The sequence below is a fragment of the Streptomyces sp. NBC_01142 genome (genome assembly GCF_026341125.1).
Lineage (GTDB): Bacteria > Actinomycetota > Actinomycetes > Streptomycetales > Streptomycetaceae > Streptomyces.
Map to the genome: position 1 here is coordinate 1 of NZ_JAPEOR010000008.1, position 17,176 is coordinate 17,176.

The 17,176-nt window shown below is 67.5% G+C and carries 20 protein-coding genes and 1 pseudogene; 12 read left to right on the plus strand and 9 right to left on the minus strand.

Annotation, left to right across the window (positions count from 1 at the left end):
* Positions 1-202 precede the first annotated feature (202 nt).
* A complete protein-coding gene (locus OG883_RS45305; RefSeq protein ID WP_266554619.1) occupies positions 203-1,585 on the plus strand; it encodes a Tat pathway signal protein in 1,383 nt (460 codons plus the stop codon).
* 66 nt (positions 1,586-1,651) lie between these two features.
* Positions 1,652-2,140: a TrmO family methyltransferase gene (locus tag OG883_RS45310; RefSeq protein ID WP_266554620.1), complete on the plus strand. Its 489-nt coding sequence runs from the start codon at positions 1,652-1,654 to the stop codon at positions 2,138-2,140.
* Positions 2,141-2,316: 176 nt separating this feature from the next.
* On the opposite strand, the gene OG883_RS45315 is transcribed toward OG883_RS45310, so the two are convergent.
* On the minus strand, positions 2,317-2,820 hold the full coding sequence (locus tag OG883_RS45315) for a hypothetical protein (protein WP_266554622.1): 504 nt from the start codon (positions 2,818-2,820) through the stop codon (positions 2,317-2,319).
* Between the two features lie 321 nt (positions 2,821-3,141).
* Between OG883_RS45315 and OG883_RS45320 the strand changes: the two genes are divergently transcribed.
* A complete protein-coding gene (locus OG883_RS45320; protein WP_266554624.1) occupies positions 3,142-4,059 on the plus strand; it encodes a helix-turn-helix transcriptional regulator in 918 nt (305 codons plus the stop codon).
* Positions 4,056-4,286 (plus strand): DUF397 domain-containing protein, encoded by a 231-nt coding sequence (locus tag OG883_RS45325; RefSeq protein ID WP_323181091.1) that lies wholly within the window; start codon positions 4,056-4,058, stop codon positions 4,284-4,286. Before OG883_RS45320 ends, OG883_RS45325 begins: the two co-directional genes overlap by 4 nt.
* Before the next feature lie 356 nt (positions 4,287-4,642).
* Here the strand turns inward: OG883_RS45325 and OG883_RS45330 are convergent, their stop codons facing one another.
* Positions 4,643-5,050, minus strand: a complete 408-nt coding sequence (locus tag OG883_RS45330) for a hypothetical protein (RefSeq protein WP_266554626.1) — start codon at positions 5,048-5,050, stop codon at positions 4,643-4,645.
* A 780-nt stretch (positions 5,051-5,830) separates the two neighbouring features.
* On the opposite strand from OG883_RS45330, the gene OG883_RS45335 reads away from it, so the two are divergent.
* The 8 genes and pseudogenes from OG883_RS45335 (at position 5,831) to OG883_RS45370 (ending at position 12,431) form a co-directional block, all read left to right on the plus strand.
* A complete protein-coding gene (locus OG883_RS45335; RefSeq protein WP_266554628.1) occupies positions 5,831-5,983 on the plus strand; it encodes a hypothetical protein in 153 nt (50 codons plus the stop codon).
* Positions 5,984-6,149: 166 nt separating this feature from the next.
* Positions 6,150-6,554, plus strand: a complete 405-nt coding sequence (locus OG883_RS45340) for a hypothetical protein (protein ID WP_266554630.1) — start codon at positions 6,150-6,152, stop codon at positions 6,552-6,554.
* Positions 6,541-8,355 (plus strand): caspase family protein, encoded by a 1,815-nt coding sequence (locus OG883_RS45345; protein ID WP_266554632.1) that lies wholly within the window; start codon positions 6,541-6,543, stop codon positions 8,353-8,355. The genes OG883_RS45340 and OG883_RS45345 overlap by 14 nt, the downstream gene beginning before the upstream one ends.
* Positions 8,356-8,895: 540 nt before the next feature.
* Complete coding sequence (locus OG883_RS45350; protein ID WP_266554634.1) at positions 8,896-9,432, plus strand: hypothetical protein; 537 nt, start codon at positions 8,896-8,898, stop codon at positions 9,430-9,432.
* Between the two features lie 404 nt (positions 9,433-9,836).
* The gene (locus OG883_RS45355; RefSeq protein WP_266554636.1) at positions 9,837-10,967 is read left to right on the plus strand and encodes a helix-turn-helix transcriptional regulator; all 1,131 of its coding nucleotides are present in this window, start codon (positions 9,837-9,839) and stop codon (positions 10,965-10,967) included.
* A 452-nt stretch (positions 10,968-11,419) separates the two neighbouring features.
* A complete protein-coding gene (locus OG883_RS45360) occupies positions 11,420-11,986 on the plus strand; it encodes a hypothetical protein (RefSeq protein ID WP_266554638.1) in 567 nt (188 codons plus the stop codon).
* A gap of 155 nt (positions 11,987-12,141) precedes the next feature.
* Positions 12,142-12,234: pseudogene (locus tag OG883_RS45365) on the plus strand (repressor LexA); the annotation flags it as partial.
* Positions 12,235-12,260: 26 nt separating this feature from the next.
* Complete coding sequence (locus OG883_RS45370; RefSeq protein WP_266554640.1) at positions 12,261-12,431, plus strand: STAS domain-containing protein; 171 nt, start codon at positions 12,261-12,263, stop codon at positions 12,429-12,431.
* A 451-nt stretch (positions 12,432-12,882) separates the two neighbouring features.
* Here the strand turns inward: OG883_RS45370 and OG883_RS45375 are convergent, their stop codons facing one another.
* From OG883_RS45375 to OG883_RS45405, 7 genes are all read right to left on the minus strand, one after another.
* On the minus strand, positions 12,883-13,332 hold the full coding sequence (locus OG883_RS45375; protein ID WP_266554642.1) for a hypothetical protein: 450 nt from the start codon (positions 13,330-13,332) through the stop codon (positions 12,883-12,885).
* Positions 13,333-13,361: 29 nt separating this feature from the next.
* Complete coding sequence (locus OG883_RS45380; protein WP_266554644.1) at positions 13,362-13,574, minus strand: helix-turn-helix domain-containing protein; 213 nt, start codon at positions 13,572-13,574, stop codon at positions 13,362-13,364.
* A 531-nt stretch (positions 13,575-14,105) separates the two neighbouring features.
* Positions 14,106-14,675: a GNAT family N-acetyltransferase gene (locus tag OG883_RS45385; protein WP_266554646.1), complete on the minus strand. Its 570-nt coding sequence runs from the start codon at positions 14,673-14,675 to the stop codon at positions 14,106-14,108.
* Entirely contained in the window at positions 14,656-15,255 is a 600-nt protein-coding gene (locus OG883_RS45390) for a transposase (protein ID WP_323181092.1), read from the minus strand. The genes OG883_RS45385 and OG883_RS45390 overlap by 20 nt, the downstream gene beginning before the upstream one ends.
* Positions 15,210-15,755 (minus strand): winged helix-turn-helix domain-containing protein, encoded by a 546-nt coding sequence (locus tag OG883_RS45395; protein WP_266554648.1) that lies wholly within the window; start codon positions 15,753-15,755, stop codon positions 15,210-15,212. Before OG883_RS45395 ends, OG883_RS45390 begins: the two co-directional genes overlap by 46 nt.
* A 150-nt stretch (positions 15,756-15,905) precedes the next feature.
* Positions 15,906-16,223, minus strand: a complete 318-nt coding sequence (gene mihF, locus OG883_RS45400; protein WP_266554650.1) for an integration host factor, actinobacterial type — start codon at positions 16,221-16,223, stop codon at positions 15,906-15,908.
* 583 nt (positions 16,224-16,806) lie between these two features.
* Positions 16,807-17,100, minus strand: coding sequence for a hypothetical protein (locus OG883_RS45405; RefSeq protein ID WP_266554652.1), 294 nt, complete (start codon positions 17,098-17,100; stop codon positions 16,807-16,809).
* Between the last annotated feature and the right edge of the window lie 76 nt (positions 17,101-17,176).

Here is a 17,176-nt window from a genome sequence, read left to right on the forward strand (position 1 = left end):
CCTTCTCTCGACTGACCGATGAACTGTTTTCGGACATAGACCGAGCTCGTACGCGTGAGGTGACCAGAAGCCCTGCACTGGCAGGGGGTTGCGGGAATATCGTCTTCACGAGAGAACCGCGTCCGAGGCCTGGGCGGTATGCCGATCGGCCCGCGGATCCAATGCACGTGATGCAAGATCGTTTCGGGGACAGGGGCCCTCCGTGGGGCGCACACGCAACCGTCGGCTGGAAGCCGTCATCCAGGAACTGAGGCTGCCTCAAGCACGCCTGGTGGCCCGATTTCGAGCCGTCGCGGCGGAGAACGGTGCTCACGAGCTGGACACGACGAACCAGTCGTCCATCGCCCGCTGGATCGCCGGCACGCGCCCGAGCGGCCGAGCGCCGTCTATCTTGGCCGAGACGCTCTCGCGAGGCCTTGGCCGCACCGTCACTCTCGCTGACATCGGGCTTGCCGCAGACGAGGGTGCCGAGCCGCAGCCGCCGGAGTGGAGCGTCGACACGCTGACGACGCTGGTGAACCTCGGGGGCACTGACATGGACATGGACCGTCGACGAGCACTGGTGAGCTCGGCCTACTCCGTCGCGGGCCTGGCCCTGCCATCCGAGACGTGGTGGAAGGAAGCAGCCGAGCGCGCACGCGCCCGCAAAGCGGTGTCGACGCACACCGTCACCACCCAAGACGTCGAGAGCGTCCGCGGAATGGCCGTCTTCTTCTCTCGCCGCGACCAGCAGCGCGGCGGCCGCGGCGCCGGCCGTACAGCGCTCGTTGCCTACCTGCGCACCGAGATCGCCGACTACCTCAACAGCCGATTCCCCTCCGAGGAACTTCGGCGCGCCATGACCTCCGCGGCAGGCGAACTCGCGTACCTCGCCGGATGGACGGCATTCGACGCCGGGGAGCACCCCATCGCGCTCCGCTGGTTCACCGTCGCCACGCAGCTGGCTGAGGAAGCCAAGGACGCCCCCCTGGCCGGCCACGTCCTGCGGGCGATGGCCCACCAGGCCGTGGACCTCAAGCAGCCCGGGCAAGCCGTTCGCCTGGCTACCGATTCCATCGCGGGAAAGCGGTACTCCAACGCGAGCTGGCGCGAGAAGGCGCTGATCGGCGTGGTCCACGCCCGCAGCCTTGCCGCCGACAACCGCCGGACAGAGGCCGTGGCTGCTCTCGCCCAGGCCGAGAGGGATCTCAGCAAGGCGGGAGAGGGGGACGGGCCCGGCCGCGTCTGGTTCTTCGGCGAAGCCAGCCTCGCCCACGAGACCGCGGCCACTCTGCGGGACCTCGGAGATTTGAAGGGGGCGCAGCAGCAGTTCCGTCACAGTGTCCGAACCCGACGGGCTCAGTTCGCCCGGACCCACTCGGTAACCCTGGGCTACTTGGGCGACGTTCAGGTGCAACAGGGCCAGCTCGAGGCCGCGTGCGACACCTGGGGCCAGGCGCTCGACGCCATGACCGGAGTGCAGTCGGGCCGGGCCCGGGAGACGGTCGTCCAGATGCGTCGGGCGCTCAGCCCGTTCCGTGGCCGAGGAGGCAGTCCGGCCGCCGAGCTCGACGCCAAAGCGCGCGCAGTGCTCGGCGTAGGCTGACGCGGCTAGGACGACGACCGTGGTAGCCGGCCAGGCTGCCATCCAGATCGGAACGAAGGGGCCATCTTGTTCGACGAGTCCATCGAAGTACCGGTCATCGGTCGGGTCGTTGGAGGCCACGCCGGACGCATCGACGACTACAAGGGGGGCGTCGTGTCGATCATCCGATTGAACCCGGACTTCCCCCACGAGACCCTTCAAGGCCTCGAAGAATTCTCCCACCTCCAGGTCGTCTGGCACTTCCACGAGGGATCGCCCAACGACGTGGCTCTGCATGCTCGAAGCCCTCGGGACAATCCGGCGTGGCCGGCCACCGGCACCTTCGTGCACCACAACCACCGGCGCCCCGCCCGCATCGCGATCTCCTACCCGAGGCTGCTCCGGGTGAACGGGCTTGACCTGCACGTCGAGGACCTCGACGCCGATGACGGGACCCCCATCATCGACCTGGTCGCCTGTTTTAGGGAGTTCCTGCCCCGCGGACCGGTCACGCAGCCGACATGGCCCGGCGAAATGCTCACGAACTACTGGACGGACTCCAAAGAGCGGCCCTAGCGGGACAGCCACCAGCGCACGCGAGCCCGACACTGGCTGAACACGAGCACCGCCTCCGCACCGCCTACCAGCGAGGCGCTCTGCCTGCGCCCCGGCGAGCGCGTCCAGGACGCCGATCTCAGATTGGGTGAGGTGCGTACTACCCGTTGGCGGGTGCGCAACACCGCGAGGCGTGCTCATGGATCTTCCCAAATCGTAGGCATGGCATGGGACTTGCGGGAGTCGCGGCCCTCTGGGCGGACGAGTATCAGCAGGGCGGGCCTCCCGCCGATCCACTGGACGACGGCCTCGTACTGGTCGTCCGAGGGGCTGATCACGTCTCGGTTCATGACCGCGATGCCGTCGACGAAGCCGAGCTGCAGCAGGCGGCACGCCTCGAGCCAGTCGGGCCGGTCGTTCGGGTCGCTGGTTCCGTAAGAGTCGGTTACGTAGTAGCCGACCGCGCCCTCTGCGTCCTCGACGCACTGGCGCAGGATGCTCAGGTCCTCGTCGGCGTTGCCGTCCTTGCCGTTCAACGCGTAGGTGACGTAACGCGTCTGACGCCGGTTCTCTGGGTCCGGCAGGGTGTCCCGCCATTCTCGGTTGTTGGAGACCCGCAACCGCTGCAGGTACAGGCTGCGGTTCGCCGCCGGCCTGAGCGTTGGCTGCCATTGGCGCTGACGCTGGTTGTCGAGGTCCATCCACGTCGTGTCCTGACGGAGCTGGGGTGATAACGCTCGCACTCGCATCGCAGGGTCTCCGTCGTTGGGGGGCGTGGCTCCGCCCTGACGGGACACGGACGAGCCATTCCGGCCGGGCCTGGGGCCCCCGACCGCGTTCACGCAGCAAGGTGTGACGCAGCGTGATGCCTTGGGTGTGACTTGATGTGCAGTCACACCCTCTGCCGCACTTAGCTTGCTCCTTTTGGCGGTCAACTCGCAACAGCGATGGCAGAATTGCCTGAAAGAGCGAACATGCATCCGGCGTCGTCGGATGAGTCGGCGTCGTGCAACACTGCGTCTATGACTCAGAATCGTGCGTCGACGACTCGTGAACGCGCGTCGTCGAAGACCGCCAAGCGCGCCACACCGACCGTCATGCGCCGTCGAGTTGGCGCCCAGATCCGTCGGTGGCGCGAGCCCATGCGGTCGGGGGAAGCCGCGAAGCTCATGCCAGGCTGGGACACCACGAAGCTGAGTCGCATTGAGCGCGGCCTGTATCGGATCTCGGGTGACGAGGTACGAGACTTCTGCGCCAAGCTCGGCGTCGACGACGCGGAGGGGATCAATGAGGTGGCGAAAGTTGCCGAGGAGCCAGCCGGAGGTGATCACGGCTGGTGGAAGGCTTACGAGAGCCGCGTGAGTCAGCCGCTCGTCGACTTCGTCCAGCTCGAAGCACGGGCCAGCAAGATCAGCACGCACCATCCCGTCGTCGTGCCCGGTCTGCTCCAAACGCCTGGCTACGTACGCGAGATCATTGGCGGTATGCCGGTCTCCGTCAGCCCCGAGCGGGCTGAGCTGCTGGTCTCGATCAGGCTCTCGCGTCAGGAAGTGCTGACGCGGAAGGACAACCCGGTCAAGCTGCACGCGCTCGTTCCTGAGTCGGCATTTCACGCGCACTTCGAGGCAGGCCCCGGCATCATGCGCGACCAGTTGCGCAAGCTGATTGATGCCTCGAACCAGCCGAACGTGGACCTTCAGGTGATCCCGCTCAACGCGCACCCGGCCTACGGCTCCAATGGGGCCACCACGACTCTGAACTTCGGGCACCCGTGGGTGCCTGTCGTCAGCGTCGACAACCCGATGGGCGGCACTCACAGCGAAGATCCTGAAGAAATCGCCTACATGGAGAGCGTCTTCGCGCTCGCTGCCGAAATCGCACTTCCCGTGGACGAATCACGGGATCTCATCACCACGTATCTGGAAGGACAGTCCAAGTGACACCCAAGACCCTCATGGCCACCGACCTGCCTGGCGCCGCCTGGCGCAAGTCGTCGTACAGCGGCGCTCAGGAAGGCCAGTGCGTCGAGGTCGCCAACGTCGTTGAGTCGCACCAGGGCATCGCCGTCCGTGACTCGAAGGACCCCAACGGCCCGGCGCTGCTGATCAACCCGGCCTCGTTCACCGAGTTCATCGGCGACGTCGCCAATGGACGCTTCAACGTCTGATCTCACCTACGACGAACGGCCCGGTTCCCCCCACGGCAGATGCGGGGGGCGCCGGGCCGTTCTCGTACAGCCGTACCCATGGGTCGTCGAAGCTTACCTGCGACGACCTCGCAGCGTCGGGTCCGCCCCACTCGAAAGGCGGTCTGCCTTCCGGCTGAATGTCGTTGTCACTAGCGCGTCAATGGGTTCCGTCGTCGCGCGGCTCAACACGAAATTGTCCGCAATCGCCATTTCCCCGAGCCGATCCCACTCTCCCAAGTCGGGGGCTACCAGATCGACACGATCCTCGGCAGCACCCAGGTGCTTGTCCCGAGCGAGGGCGGAGGGGGAGCTCGATGTCATGGCAGGGCACTCGCTCAGTATCCGAGTTCGTCCTGAATGCGCAGGACATCCAGGATGTGGAGCAACTGCCCATCGGCGGAGCGTGCCATCAACATCACTTCACGCGGCGCCGAGTCCCCATAGTCGGCCGTGGTGGTCTCTTCACGGAGCTCGGCCTCGAAGATGGCGCACTGAGCACAGCCTTTCAAGTGGATCAGGTACCGGGCCGGTGCTCTCACGGTGGTCCCGCGATCGTGGAGGAGGAGCGCGGGCTCTCCGCTGGCGTGGGCCCCTCTGCCATCGCGGACTCGGTAGACGAGATGCGGCTGTCCGAAGTGGCGGGCGTCCATGAGGGAGCCGATGACGTGGACGACGTCGTCGGGTTGGAAGTGGGACGTCTCGATGATCCGCTCGTGGACGGCACCGATGAGTGGCTCAGTCATGAGGGTGGAAGGTAGAGCCGGGGCAACGTGCGAGGGAGAGGGGTAGACCGTCCTATGGGACGAGTAGCTGCGCGGCGCAGGAAGGTGGTTCGCATACCGGCGGTTGCGTGCCGTCCTCTGCCCTGGCAGCGACACCCCGGGCGTTGCGCAGCGTCACGAGTCAGCCAACTCGTGGACTCTCTGAGTGGTCGTGCGGCGGGGCAGTCCGGGCACTAGGACGTCGAGGTCGGCGCCGCCGGTCGGTCCGGTCGGCGGACCCGCCCCGTGCACAGTCGCCAACGTCCGGACGTCCGCCCTGCGCTGGTTGCGAGCGTGAGTGTAATGGTTGAGGGGCCGTCCGGCGGGACCGAAGAGACGGGACGTGTTCCGGGGCCTGATGCATTCCCGGCGGGAGCTCCCGTCAACGGAGACGGCGCATTGCGGGCATGCGTGGACTCGTTCAGCGTGGGCCTCCCGATGCCCACCACGCTCGCGGCCCCGTGCTGCTTCGGAGGTATTTGTGCCTGCCGTCCTCGCTGACGTCCCACTCCTGTCCTGCCCGTCTCGGAGGAGCTCCGCAGGGCAGGCCGGCGCGCGATGACCGTGGCATCACCGGAGGCGAGCGCGGATGACGGGAAGGGGCGACGGCCGAGGGGCCGCTGGCGCAGATCCCCGCGCTCTAGGCGTGAGGCGGGATTTCTGCGCAGGCTCGGGGAAGGGCTCGCCCTGCCTGTCGGGAGGGCAGCCGGTCTAGTCGTTGCCGACGTCGTCTATTTCTACAGGGACCACGCGAACGGACAGATGACCAAGGGCGAGACCTACGACGTCCTGGAGGAACACGTCCGGCACTTCGTGATGCGTCAGAACGCCGCCATCGTGCGCCGAGCCACCCGCAACGACCATGTAGGTTCCACGTTTCGATGCGCAATGTTGGTGGCGGATGCGCAACAGTGAATACGCAAATCCGGGGTTTGGTGCGCAACGGCTTAGGTTCGTAACTGTCAGTTGTCGATCTTTCCCGGGAGGCCAACTCGGGCTGCAGGGCCCTCTGTACGGTTAGTTGCGATGAACCCCGCCCCTCTTGCTGTCTCCCTTCGCTAAGCTTCCAACAGGGGGTGCCATGGCGTGCGTACAGATCCGCGTCATTGTCGACACGGGACCGGAAACGGATGAGCGGGAGCGCGTGGAGGGCACAGCTCAGCTGCGCAAACTGCTACTCCAACAGGGCGTCGAGGAGGTGCGGCTGCAGCGGGACGGGGACCAACCGCCGGGCGCCAAAGCCGGGGACGGCATTGTTCTGGGTGCCATGTTGGTGACTCTCGCGCCGCACGCCTTCAGCGCGGTGGTGTCCGTCATCCAGGCATGGTCGGCGCGGGCATCTGGCCGGAGCGTGGAGATCGTCGAGGGCGAGCGCTCGCTGACCGCTTCCGGCCTGTCCGAACAGGAACAGCGGGAGTTGATCGACGACTTCCGTCGCAGGACGGCCGCGCCGCGGAATGGGGAAACGACCCATGGGAGTCCGTGAGGGGCTGATCGTCGCTACCTCGACCTACGCCGACCCACAGCTCAACCGGCTCAGCGCCCCCGGCCATGACGCCCAGGCCCTCAGTGACGTCCTTTCGGCGCCGGGCATCGGTAACTACACGGTCCACACGGCTCTGGACCAGCCCACGCACGTCATCCGCCGCAAGGTGCAGGAGTTCCTCGTCCGCCGCAGGACCGACGATCAGCTGCTCATCTACTTCTCCTGCCACGGCATCAAGGACGACGACGGCCACCTGTACTTCGCCGGCACCGACACCGGCCACGACCCGGACCTGCTGGAATCCAGCGCGGTTTCCGCAGCCTTCCTCAGCGGCCAGCTCAACGGCTGCGTAGCCCGCAGCATCGTGGTCCTACTGGACTGCTGCTACAGCGGGGCATTCGACCCAGGGGCCAAGAGCGACGCCTCGGTCAACCTCCGCGAGCGATTCCACGGCACTGGGACCGCCGTCATCACCGCGACCAACGCCCTCCAGTACGCCTGGGAAGGGGACCATTTCGCCGAGACCGGGCAGGGACAGCTGTCTGCCTTTACCTCTGCGATCGTCAGCGGCCTGCGCACGGGCGACGCCGACCTCGATGGCGACGGCTGGGTGTCCGTCGAAGACCTGTACTTGCACGTGAATGACCGCCTCCTGACGGACGGCGCCAGGCAGACGCCTCATCGCTGGCTGTTGGGCGGGGAAGGCAGTTTGACGATCGCCCGGAGCCCCGGCATCGGCACGGCCGCGCCGGGTGGGCACGGGCAGCAGAGCGCCCTCGTAACAAAGGCCGGGGAATCCGCGATGCAGGCAGGGTCGCCGCAGATCGCGGCCCGAATGCCCGAGCCGCTGCCCTCTGCACCCACACTCAGCGGGCGAGGAAGCACACGGCCGGTGGCCGCATCACCTCCACCGGCCCTGAACTCCGTCGCCCCACGCAGGTTCAAGGTCGGACAGTGGGCACAGTGCGTGGCGTTCAGTCCGGACGGTACTCACCTGGCCACCGGATCCCGCCACTCGATCCGGATCTGGGCTCTACGAGACCCCAACACCACGAACCTTCTGTGGCGGCGGGACTTTGGTGGCCGGCTGGACACGGTGTTCTCAGTGGCGTTCAGTCCTGACGGCGCTCGCGTGGCCGGCGCCGGCGTCTATGGCACCCCAGTGGTCTGGGATGCCGCCACCGGCGAACGACTGCTCATGCTCCACGGCACTGATCAAGTGGTCAGGGTGGCGTTCAGTCCGGACGGCGCCCGCGTGGCTGGCGCCTGCAGGGACGGCGTCGGAGCGATCTGGGATGCCGCCACCGGCCAACGATTACTCACTCTCTCTTCGCGTGCTGGCGACCCGCTGTACTGCGTGTCGTTCAGCCCGGACGGCACCCGCCTGGCCACCGCCCAACGCAAGACTGTGGCGGTCTGGGATGCCACCACCGGGAAACCGCTGTTGTTTCTCGACCACGACTCCAATGTGGTGGCGTTCAGCCCGGACGGCAGCCGGCTGGTCACCACTCATTGCGAGACCGTGACGGTCTGGGGTACCGCCACCGGCGACCAGTTGTTTCAGATCCATCTCCAGGAGAAGGTGCCGATCGTGGCGTTCAGCCCGGACGGCACCCGTCTGGCTACTGCCCACCGCAAGACTGCGGCGGTCTGGGATGCCACCACCGGCAATAAACTGTTCGAAGTCCATCACGACGACACCGTGCTAACCGTGGCGTTCAGCCCGGACGGCAGCCGCCTGGCGACAGGCAGTGAGGACAAGACCGCAGCGGTTTGGGACATCAGCTCCAGCGGCCGGTAGGAAAAGGGGAGCTGACCTTGGCCGCGCCTGCGGCAAGCTGTGCTCGCGATAGCAGTAGCGTACGCGTCCCAGGTAGCGGTGTTCCGCGACCCAATATTGAGCTGCCGCACCCATGGCTCAGTTCGCACCGCCCCCAGGCCCGCTCCCAGCAGCCGCGGATCACGCAGCCCGGGGCGCAGTGTGGCAAAGACATCGCTGGAAGCCAGGTCCCGCAGTGTGCCAGCCGACCGCCTCTAGTCAGCAGTCGGGGCACGCTTCGCCCGGCCGGCCGGTCCGCCGACGGCGAGCCACAAAGCCGACCTGTCACTATTTGTGACCGGCACAGCGCATGCAGAACACCGATTGCGCACGATGGACCGACGCGTGCTGTGCTCATCACTCGTGGATTTCAATCTCTGCAGGAGCCAGTGCGCATCGAGTCGCGAATCCTACAGACCACCAGATCCCCCAGGCCGCGAGCACCGCCGCATGAGACCGCTTGTCGTGAACTGCCCTTGGGGCGGACGCTCGTGGAGCCGGGGCCACTTATAGGTTGTCGGCATGGCCGGCGCTCCCTCACGCAGATCCTCCTTCCGAACCGCCGAGTACTGGGCGGCGATCGAGGTCATCGCGGACGACCTGATCAACCACACCGCGCCTCACACTCCGCGCCCCTCCGGGGACGCGCGTGGCACCCTCCAGAGGTTGTCGAGCCGCGGTTTCGGCCCCGTGAGCCTCTTCGACCTGTGCGCCCTGCTGGTCCTGGCGGCGCCCCGCTCACCAGCGGTGCTCTCCGGCCCTGGTGACCGAACTCCGGCGATTCCGCCGCCCGAGCCGACGCCGACCGCACCGGCTGCCGCACCGATCGCGGAACTCAAGAGAGGCCCTGTGACAGTGGCGGCGCACCCGACCGAGCGCCACATCCAGCACCTGCGGGAACTCGAAGAAGCCGTGGCCGAGGCCCTGTTGGTCAGCCCGGAACACCCCAGAGCACGCGGCGCTGTACGCCGCGCGCTCATGGCCGGAGGCCGTACCGTCCAGGACGCGACCGCGGTCTATGGGATCGTCTGCGAGCTGTTCGAGCGCCCGGCCTCCTGAGACCCGCGCGCGGGAGCACCCGGCCGCGGTTCGCATTGCCCGAACGTCTTCAGTCGGCCGTGGGGCGCGACGAAATCCGTTGGAGTACCCCGCTTTCCGCGCCGGAGTTGCCATGGCCGGAGTGCTCTCTTGTGTGAAAGTCCTACACTCCCGTGCTGTGGCCGACAGGACGACGGAGAAGCCGGAGGAGCCGCCTGACCTGCGAAGGAGCCATGCGCGGACTGTTCACGGGCGGTGCGGCAGCAGCAAGCCGTGGGTCGGCCAAGGATGTGACAAAGCATGGTTAGGCTTCGCTATGCAAGCGTTCTTTACGCTGAGACCGTACGGGGCAGCAGAACTGTCAGTAACAGCGCCGGTGGAACACCCGTTCCGGGTGAGCAGCTAGTCGAAGTCAGGAGCCGAGCATGGTGATCGCCACCCTCGGGGAGGTAGTCGCGGTCTACCGGGCCCGGGCCGCTCTCGATCCCTCGCACGTGGCCGAGCGGGCCGGCATCTCCATAGCTCAATACCTCGCACTCGAGCAGGGCACCGCCTGGCCGGGCACCGAAGCGGTCGAGGCCGTCATCGACGCCCTGCAGATCCCAGACAGTCACCGCGCATGCCTGGCCGCGACCGGCGCTCCTCTCGACAAGTACCTGCAGCGCATGCTGCACGGCTACGACATCCCGGCCCTCATTGTGGACAGCACCTGGCGGACCGTGGAGGCGAACGCCTTCGCCCGCACGCTGCTGCCCGACTCGGCCCTGCCGGGCTGGAACCTGATGCGCTGGGTCCTGCTGGACGATGATGCGCGAAGACGACTAGCCAACTGGGACGACGTCGCCCGGTGCTTTTCCGGCGCCCTCCGCGACGCCATCACCGCAGCGCCGCACAACGCCGAACTGCTCGCCATCCGCGAGGACGCTACACAGCTAGGACAGACTGCAGGTCCCTCCTCACGGAACTGCCCCGACGCGCAGGTATTCGTCTGGCGCACGGACAGCGGCGCATACCCGATCTCCGCCTGCCTGGTCACCTCACCCAGCGGCCGCCCAGACCTGCAACAGGTCACATTCGTGCCGCGAAGCACCCAGCCGGTACCCGTGCTCATGGCCGCCCAGGCAAGCCCCGCCCCCTGGTACGGACCCCTGCTCACCGATCTGCTCTCCTGCGGGCTGTGCGGACTGCTCCTGACCGGCGGCGGCCGGCCGACCACCTACGGCTGCGCCACGGGGTGTCTGCCCGAACTCTCCGCTGACGACCTGGAGCTCCGCATCGCGAAAGAGGTACTCACACGCGCCTTCCCCGCCCAAGCCTGTCGCGAGCTCGGCATCGCACAGGAGATCCTCATGGCCGACGGGATCGAGCTGGAGCTGAACGTCCCCGTCTCGCCCCAACACGCGCTGGATCAGTGGCAGCGCTCGATGACCAACACCCAGCGCCGGGGCATCCTCACCTCGACGCTGAGGTCAGCCACGGTCAACCCCGCACCGGGAACCGACGGATCACCCGGTATCGACCTCGCCTACAACTGGCGCGAGCTGACCCATCCCTGACCGCAGGAGCGGATCGCCCGCCACCGACCTTCGGTTGCCGGGGCAACCGTCCGTCACGGCGGGGTCATCCAAACCCCTGTCGGCCGCCCCGGCACGAGACATCGTCTCAGCTCGGCTCCGGGCGCCGGAGCCGAAGCCCGCAACCGACCTCCGGCAGAGCGTCGCCGCTGCCGTGCCGGTGATCACGTGCACCCCCCGTCCCGCGCGACGGGACAGGCAGCCAGATACTCGGGGCTCGAAGACCCCCTGGCGGGACGCGGCCGTTCCAGGTCCGTCTGCCCGGTCCGACGGCACCTAGCGTCCACTCCTGAGGAACTCGCCGTCACCGTCAGGAGAAACAGATGGGCCGCAGGAAGCCGACTCGCACTCGCCGCCCCCGCCAGGACAGGACCTCCACGCGGGCCCGCGAACATACGCCAGGCGACCTGTTCCCGCCCGGGACCATCGTTCAGATGCTCACCGACTCGACCGCGCGGGCCCACACCGCGGCCCTGTCCGAGGGCATGGCCCACCAGCCCTCCCTCACGGCCCTACGGGCCGGCCGCATCGTCGCCATGGCCCACACCCGCCCGCTGTACAGGGGCGAAGACGCTGAGAAGGGCATAGCGGACCTGTCCCTGCTGGCCGCGGCAGCGGCCGCCGACTGCATCGTGCTCAGCTGGGAGACCTGCGACGTCAAGGTCGCCTGCGGCATCCCTCTCGACGCTCCCGAGGAGGCCCTGAACATCCTCATCGCAGGCGAAGACGGTCAGTACATGCACGTCGAGTTCCCCTACACCCCGCACCCCATCGCCACCCGCAACCGCACCGGCCTCCAGGGCTTCCGCCCGCAGTGGCTCACCCCCATACAGAGCACGAACAATCCGCTCCTCAGTCCCATCCAACGGGCCGTAGAGCAGTCCTTTGCCCAACGGGCAGCCATCGCCCCCTCCGGGCTGGACACGACCATGGTGTGGATGGAGGGACTCGGCTACACCGTCAACCTGATCGACTCCCGGCCTCCCGCCGAAGCCAAGTAGGGACGAGCTCCGTGCACCAGCGGAGCCGTCCCGGCCCTTCAGTACTGAACTGGGCAGCGGACCAGGCCTTTCAGCCACCCGATCCGCATCGAATGCCTGTGCGCATTGTCTGTGCTCCGGATACGGTTCCGGTAGAGATCTTGAAGGGGGCCCGCATGGACGAGGTCAGGAGCACCAACCTCCCCGGTCGTCCTCCGGGCATCCGGGCCGACGCGGAAGGCCTGACCCAGCGGCAGCGGCGTGTCATCGGGTCGTACTGGTTCACTGCGGCGCCATGAGATTCTGCGACTGTGCCGGCCTGTCCGCTCTGCTGGCCGCCGCCCGCACGGCGAAGACCCACGGGAGCGAGCTGCGGCTGTGCGCGGTCCCGCACACGCTGGCGAGGCTGCTGCGGCTCTCCCACACCGGCAGCGCCTTCACCATCGAGCAGTCGGACGTACGGTGAAACCATGGCCGGGCGGATACGCCGCTGCGCGTACATCCACTGCTCGAAGCCTCTGCCAGCGGGCGCCCGCAGCGGCAAGCGGTTCTGCGACCGCACGTGCAAGGCAGCCGATCGAAGGTGGCGCCGCCACCAGGCCGAAGCCTTCGCAATCGGACTGGCGTTCCTCTGGGGCGAGGAGCCCGAGCAAGTCGTGCGCTGCCCGGTCTGCGGCCACCGCTTCGCGCTGGGCCACGGACACCGCAGGGACCAGATCTACGATCGGGACTCCTGTCGGCAGGCCGCCTTCCGGGACCGCCGCCGGGCCGAAAGGGTACGCGAAGCCGTTACGCGCGACACGGCCCAAAGCGCCTCTACAAGCCGCTGACCAGCCCGGATGACACCTTCCACGCCTCCCTCGTGACGGAGGCCATGAAGACGACGATCCTACTTCCGGCCGGTCGGCCCGGAACCGTCAAGCCCGTGACCTGCACGTTTGGACACCAGCGGTGGGGACGTCCCCGGCGGCGCCGACCGGCGCGGGTTCACCACCGGGCGCTGCTCGGACACCTTCCAGCCGGCGTACCCGGTCGTGGATGCGCTCCAGTCCGCCGGACCCCAGTCCCTGGCCGTGCAAGTAGTACAACCCCAGGTCGCCGTCGAGAGCACGGAGCAGTTCGTCCACGCTGCGGATCTGCTCCGACCACAGGGCCCGCAGCACCTGGTGGCCTTGCTCGTCGTGCCCGAGGACGTCGGCCAGCTCCAAGGCGTCGGCGCCGAGGTAGGCACAGCTCTCGCAGGACTCGGTCGGCAGCTCGGCCTTCGCCTCCTGCAGAAGGCGGTGGTACTCCTCTGGGTGCGCGGAGGTCAGGCGCCGGACCGCGATCTCCTCCGCCTGGAAGTAGCTCGGCTTCCACGTCGCCATGCCTCCACCGTACGCCCGTACCCCGCAGGTCAGGGCTCGGTGCGGCGCGGGGCTCCGCCCCGGGAGCGGAAGGTGACTCCGGCGTCTTGGAGCAGGCGGTGCACGCCGCCGTACGAACGGCCCGTCTCCTCCGCCAGCGCCCGGATGCTCGCGCCGGAGTCGTACTTCTTCTTCAGGTCCTGCGCGAGCTTGTCGCGGTCCGGTCCAGGGGTGAGCCGGCGGGCCTGAGTCTTGTTCGGCATGAGCGGATTCCTCTCGGGAGGCTGCTGTGCTGCCATGATCGCGTGAGAGCGGTGGCTGCGGCTACCGGTTCGCGGAAGGCTGGGACGAGAAGAGGGGGCGGCTGGTGACGGTCACGGACCGGGCCCAGACCTGTTCACCCGAACCGTCGACGAGCACCCGGTGCCGTTCGTACGGCCCGCGGACACCGACCGACCTGGGTGACGGCGGGACAGGCGCAAGCGGGCGGCCGACGACGGCGGTGAGGTTCCGCCGTGGTTCCGGGTCGGTCCTGGAGCGCCGGTAAGCGGCGCTGGCCCGCAAGGCTGGGGTCGCTCGGGCGGACAGCGTCCTCGGTGGGGGCCGTCAGGTCGGCGGTGACGGTCAGCTCCGTGCCGGGTAGTTCGCTGCGGCTTAGACCTGTGGCACGGGTCAGGTCGGCGGTGGGGATGGGTAGGACGATGACGCCGCGCATCCAGTCGGGCAAAACTAGAGAGCTTCAAGGGCGGGGGTTACAGCCGACCCGAGCCGACCATGGGCCGGGGTTGATCGTTTCAGAGAGTCATGGCGAAGCGGCGGCATACATGCACTCGGCTGAACTCGCGTCGCAGTTGTGCCTCGTCCGCGAGCTTCGCGTGCAGGAAGGCGGACATGAGCCGCAGGCCGGGCCGCGGCTTGACGATTACGTGGTCGGGCTCGTCTGCGGCGGTGTAGGCGTGCGCGTAGACGTGGAGGTAGTGGTCGCTTTCCTTGAAACCCATCGCCCGATACCAGCGCAGGGTGTCCGGATCGTCTCGGGTCCAGGCATCGAGCGTGGTTGCCTGCCGATCTCTGGCTTGGATACACGTCTTCTGGAGGAGGGCTCGGCCGAGTCCGCGGTGCTGGTGGTCGGGGTGGACGGCGACGGTGTCGATGGTCGCCAGCGTGCCTGCGACCATGGTGTCCATGATCCCCACGACAGTGTCCGTCTGGTCGACTGCTACCAGTTCCAGGCCGGGCGCCGGGATTGTGGGCTTGGCGCGATCGACGTCGTCGTAGTAGGCGGTGTACAGGAAGGAGAGCACCCGGCAGCGAAGCCAGGAGCGCTCGTCGGCGTGTGTGTATTCACGGATGGTGTAGGTCAACGTCGTGATCCTCAGGGGGTTCGAAGTCCAGGCCGGTTTTCGCGATGAACCCGTCGAGTAGGCCGGGGCGGTACTGCATCCGTTTAAGTCGGTTCTTCACGATCCTGGCGAGCTGTTCGATCGTGCGTTTAGCGAGGTTCGCCAGGCTCCTCTTCATGTGGGACCACACGGCTTCGACCGGGTTCAGTTCCGGTGCGTAGGGCGGCAGTTGATAGACCGTGAGCCACGAGCGGGCTGCAATCAACCGGTGCATGGCCGCGCTGACATGGCTGTTCAAGTTGTCCCACACCAATACGATCGGCGCGCCGAGCTGTTGATGGGCAGCATCGAGCAGGCGCGCATAATCGGCTTCTTTAAACCCCTTCTTCTCGCCTTTGCGCCCGCGGTGGATGTGCGTCCGGTAGATCAGCCGTGGGGAGTGGTCCGGTCGGGTGCACACCAAGCCGGCGATCGAGATGCGTCGGGTCCCCGCGGCGGTTACCTGCACGAGCGGGGTGTGGCCACGACGGCCCCAGGTACGGCCTTTGGGCGGCCTCAGGCCCTGGCCGGCCTCGTCTTCGAAGCACAGCCAGGCCCCCAGGTCCGCCGCCCTCTTTTTATGACGGGCCACTGCTCCTGTTTCCACGCATCGATCTTCTCCTCGTCGCGTTCGGCCGCCCGCCGGGTCGGCACCTGCACACTCCAGCCGATCCGGTGCATCAAATAGCCCACCCCGCCGATGGTGTAGGTGACGTGGAACTTCTGGGCGATCAGCTCGGCGACGCGGGTCAGCGTCCAGCACTGATCCTCATCCCAGCCGTGCACCACCGGTCCCGCCTCCAGCCGTGCCGCCAGCACTTTCAGCTGCTCACGGTCCAGCTTGCACCGGGCGCCACCGGGCCCCTTGGACACCAGCGCCTCCTTGCCGCCTTCGTCGAAGGCACAGCGCCAGCGATTTGCCGACATCCTCGAGACCCGTAACCACCGGGCCACCTCTGCGTTGGTAGCACCAGCGGCGAACATGTCGGCGGCCTCGAACCGAACCCGCTCCCGCTGAGCCCGCTCCACGGCGGTCAGCCCGCCCCCATCGGGATATCTCATGCATCCGGCATAGCCGACATAATGTCAGACGTCACCGGCGCAAACAGGCGCGTAACCCCAGCGCTTGAAGCTCTCTAGATGGGAGACCTCCGGGCCCGCGCGGTGGACGCGGGGCCGCAGTCCGACGGCGTGGGCCGGGCTCGGGCACGTTCACCGCGGGGTGCTGAACAGATCCAGCATGCGGGCGCGCTGGACGGCGCCAAGTCCCTGGACACGACGGCGGTCTGAGATATGGAGGTCTTTCATCAGCTGGCCGGCGCGGATCTTGCCGACGCCGGGCAGGGCTTCCAGCAGGCGCCGCACGTGCGTCTTGCCTATCACTGCGTCGTCTCGACCGAGAACGTCCTTGAGGGTGAGGCGACCGTCCTTGAGCGACGCCAGGACCTCGGCGCGCTCGCGGCGGACGGCCGCCGCCTTCTGAAGCGCCTCAGCGCGCTGTGCGTGCGTGAGCGGCGGCAGCGGAGCCATTCGATGTCGTCCTTCCGTTGGGGGCCGAGGGCCCATCATTACCGAGCCGCATACCCGTCGACCAGTGTGTTTACCGATACCCGCAGGTTAGGAGGGCGCCACCGGCGGAGTGGACGCAACTGATCGGCGTCTGCCGGATCGAGGGCCGGGAGCACGACAACCCGTGTTATCTACCGCCTGTCCCCGCCCGCCACTGCTTGCTCAACTCCTGGGCCTGCTGGCGGAGGGCGTACTGCTTCTCTTCCGGATCGGCCCAACAGGTCGCGAAGATCATGTAAGGGGTTTCGCCGTAGGGCACGGCCCCGGCATCGCGGCCGCGGGCACTGGCCGTGCGCCTGCCGGACGGGCGCACGGCGCTCTCCCAGTCGGTCAACAGGTCGCGGCGCAGGCGGCAGCACGCCTGACCGATGCTGACCCCGGGCGACGGGCGGACACGGGCGCGGTGTACGAGACGGTGGACACCGGGCTGTTCGCCGAGGTGCTGGCTGGGACAACCCGGCATGCCGTGGTTTCGGTGACCCGGCTGCGGTGACCGAGACCCAGGCAACTGGCTGAGTCTTGCCGCTGTGCGCCGCGCCTCGGCTCAGGTGAGAGACGAAGGAACGGTGGCCTTCTGCTCGGGGAAGGTGTCGGTGATCTTTCCCAGGAGGGCGTGGAGACGGTTGGTGTTCATGGCCACCCACTCGCTCATCTCGCGGGTGGTGACGGACTTTCCGTTGGGCAGCATGAGGGCACCGGATGTGCCGGACAGGGCGGCTGCGCGTTCCAGGTGGCTGAGGGCGGCGACGAATTCGGTGATCAGAGGGGTCTCGACCGCGCTGATGTGGAGCACGTGGTCGCAGGCGTGGACGGGCAGGAGAGCGGGAGATGTGGTCATGAGGGTCGTACCTTTCATCATTGGTTGCTCTTCTCTCCGGGCCGGGCCCATCGGCGCCGACCCGGGGACATCAGGA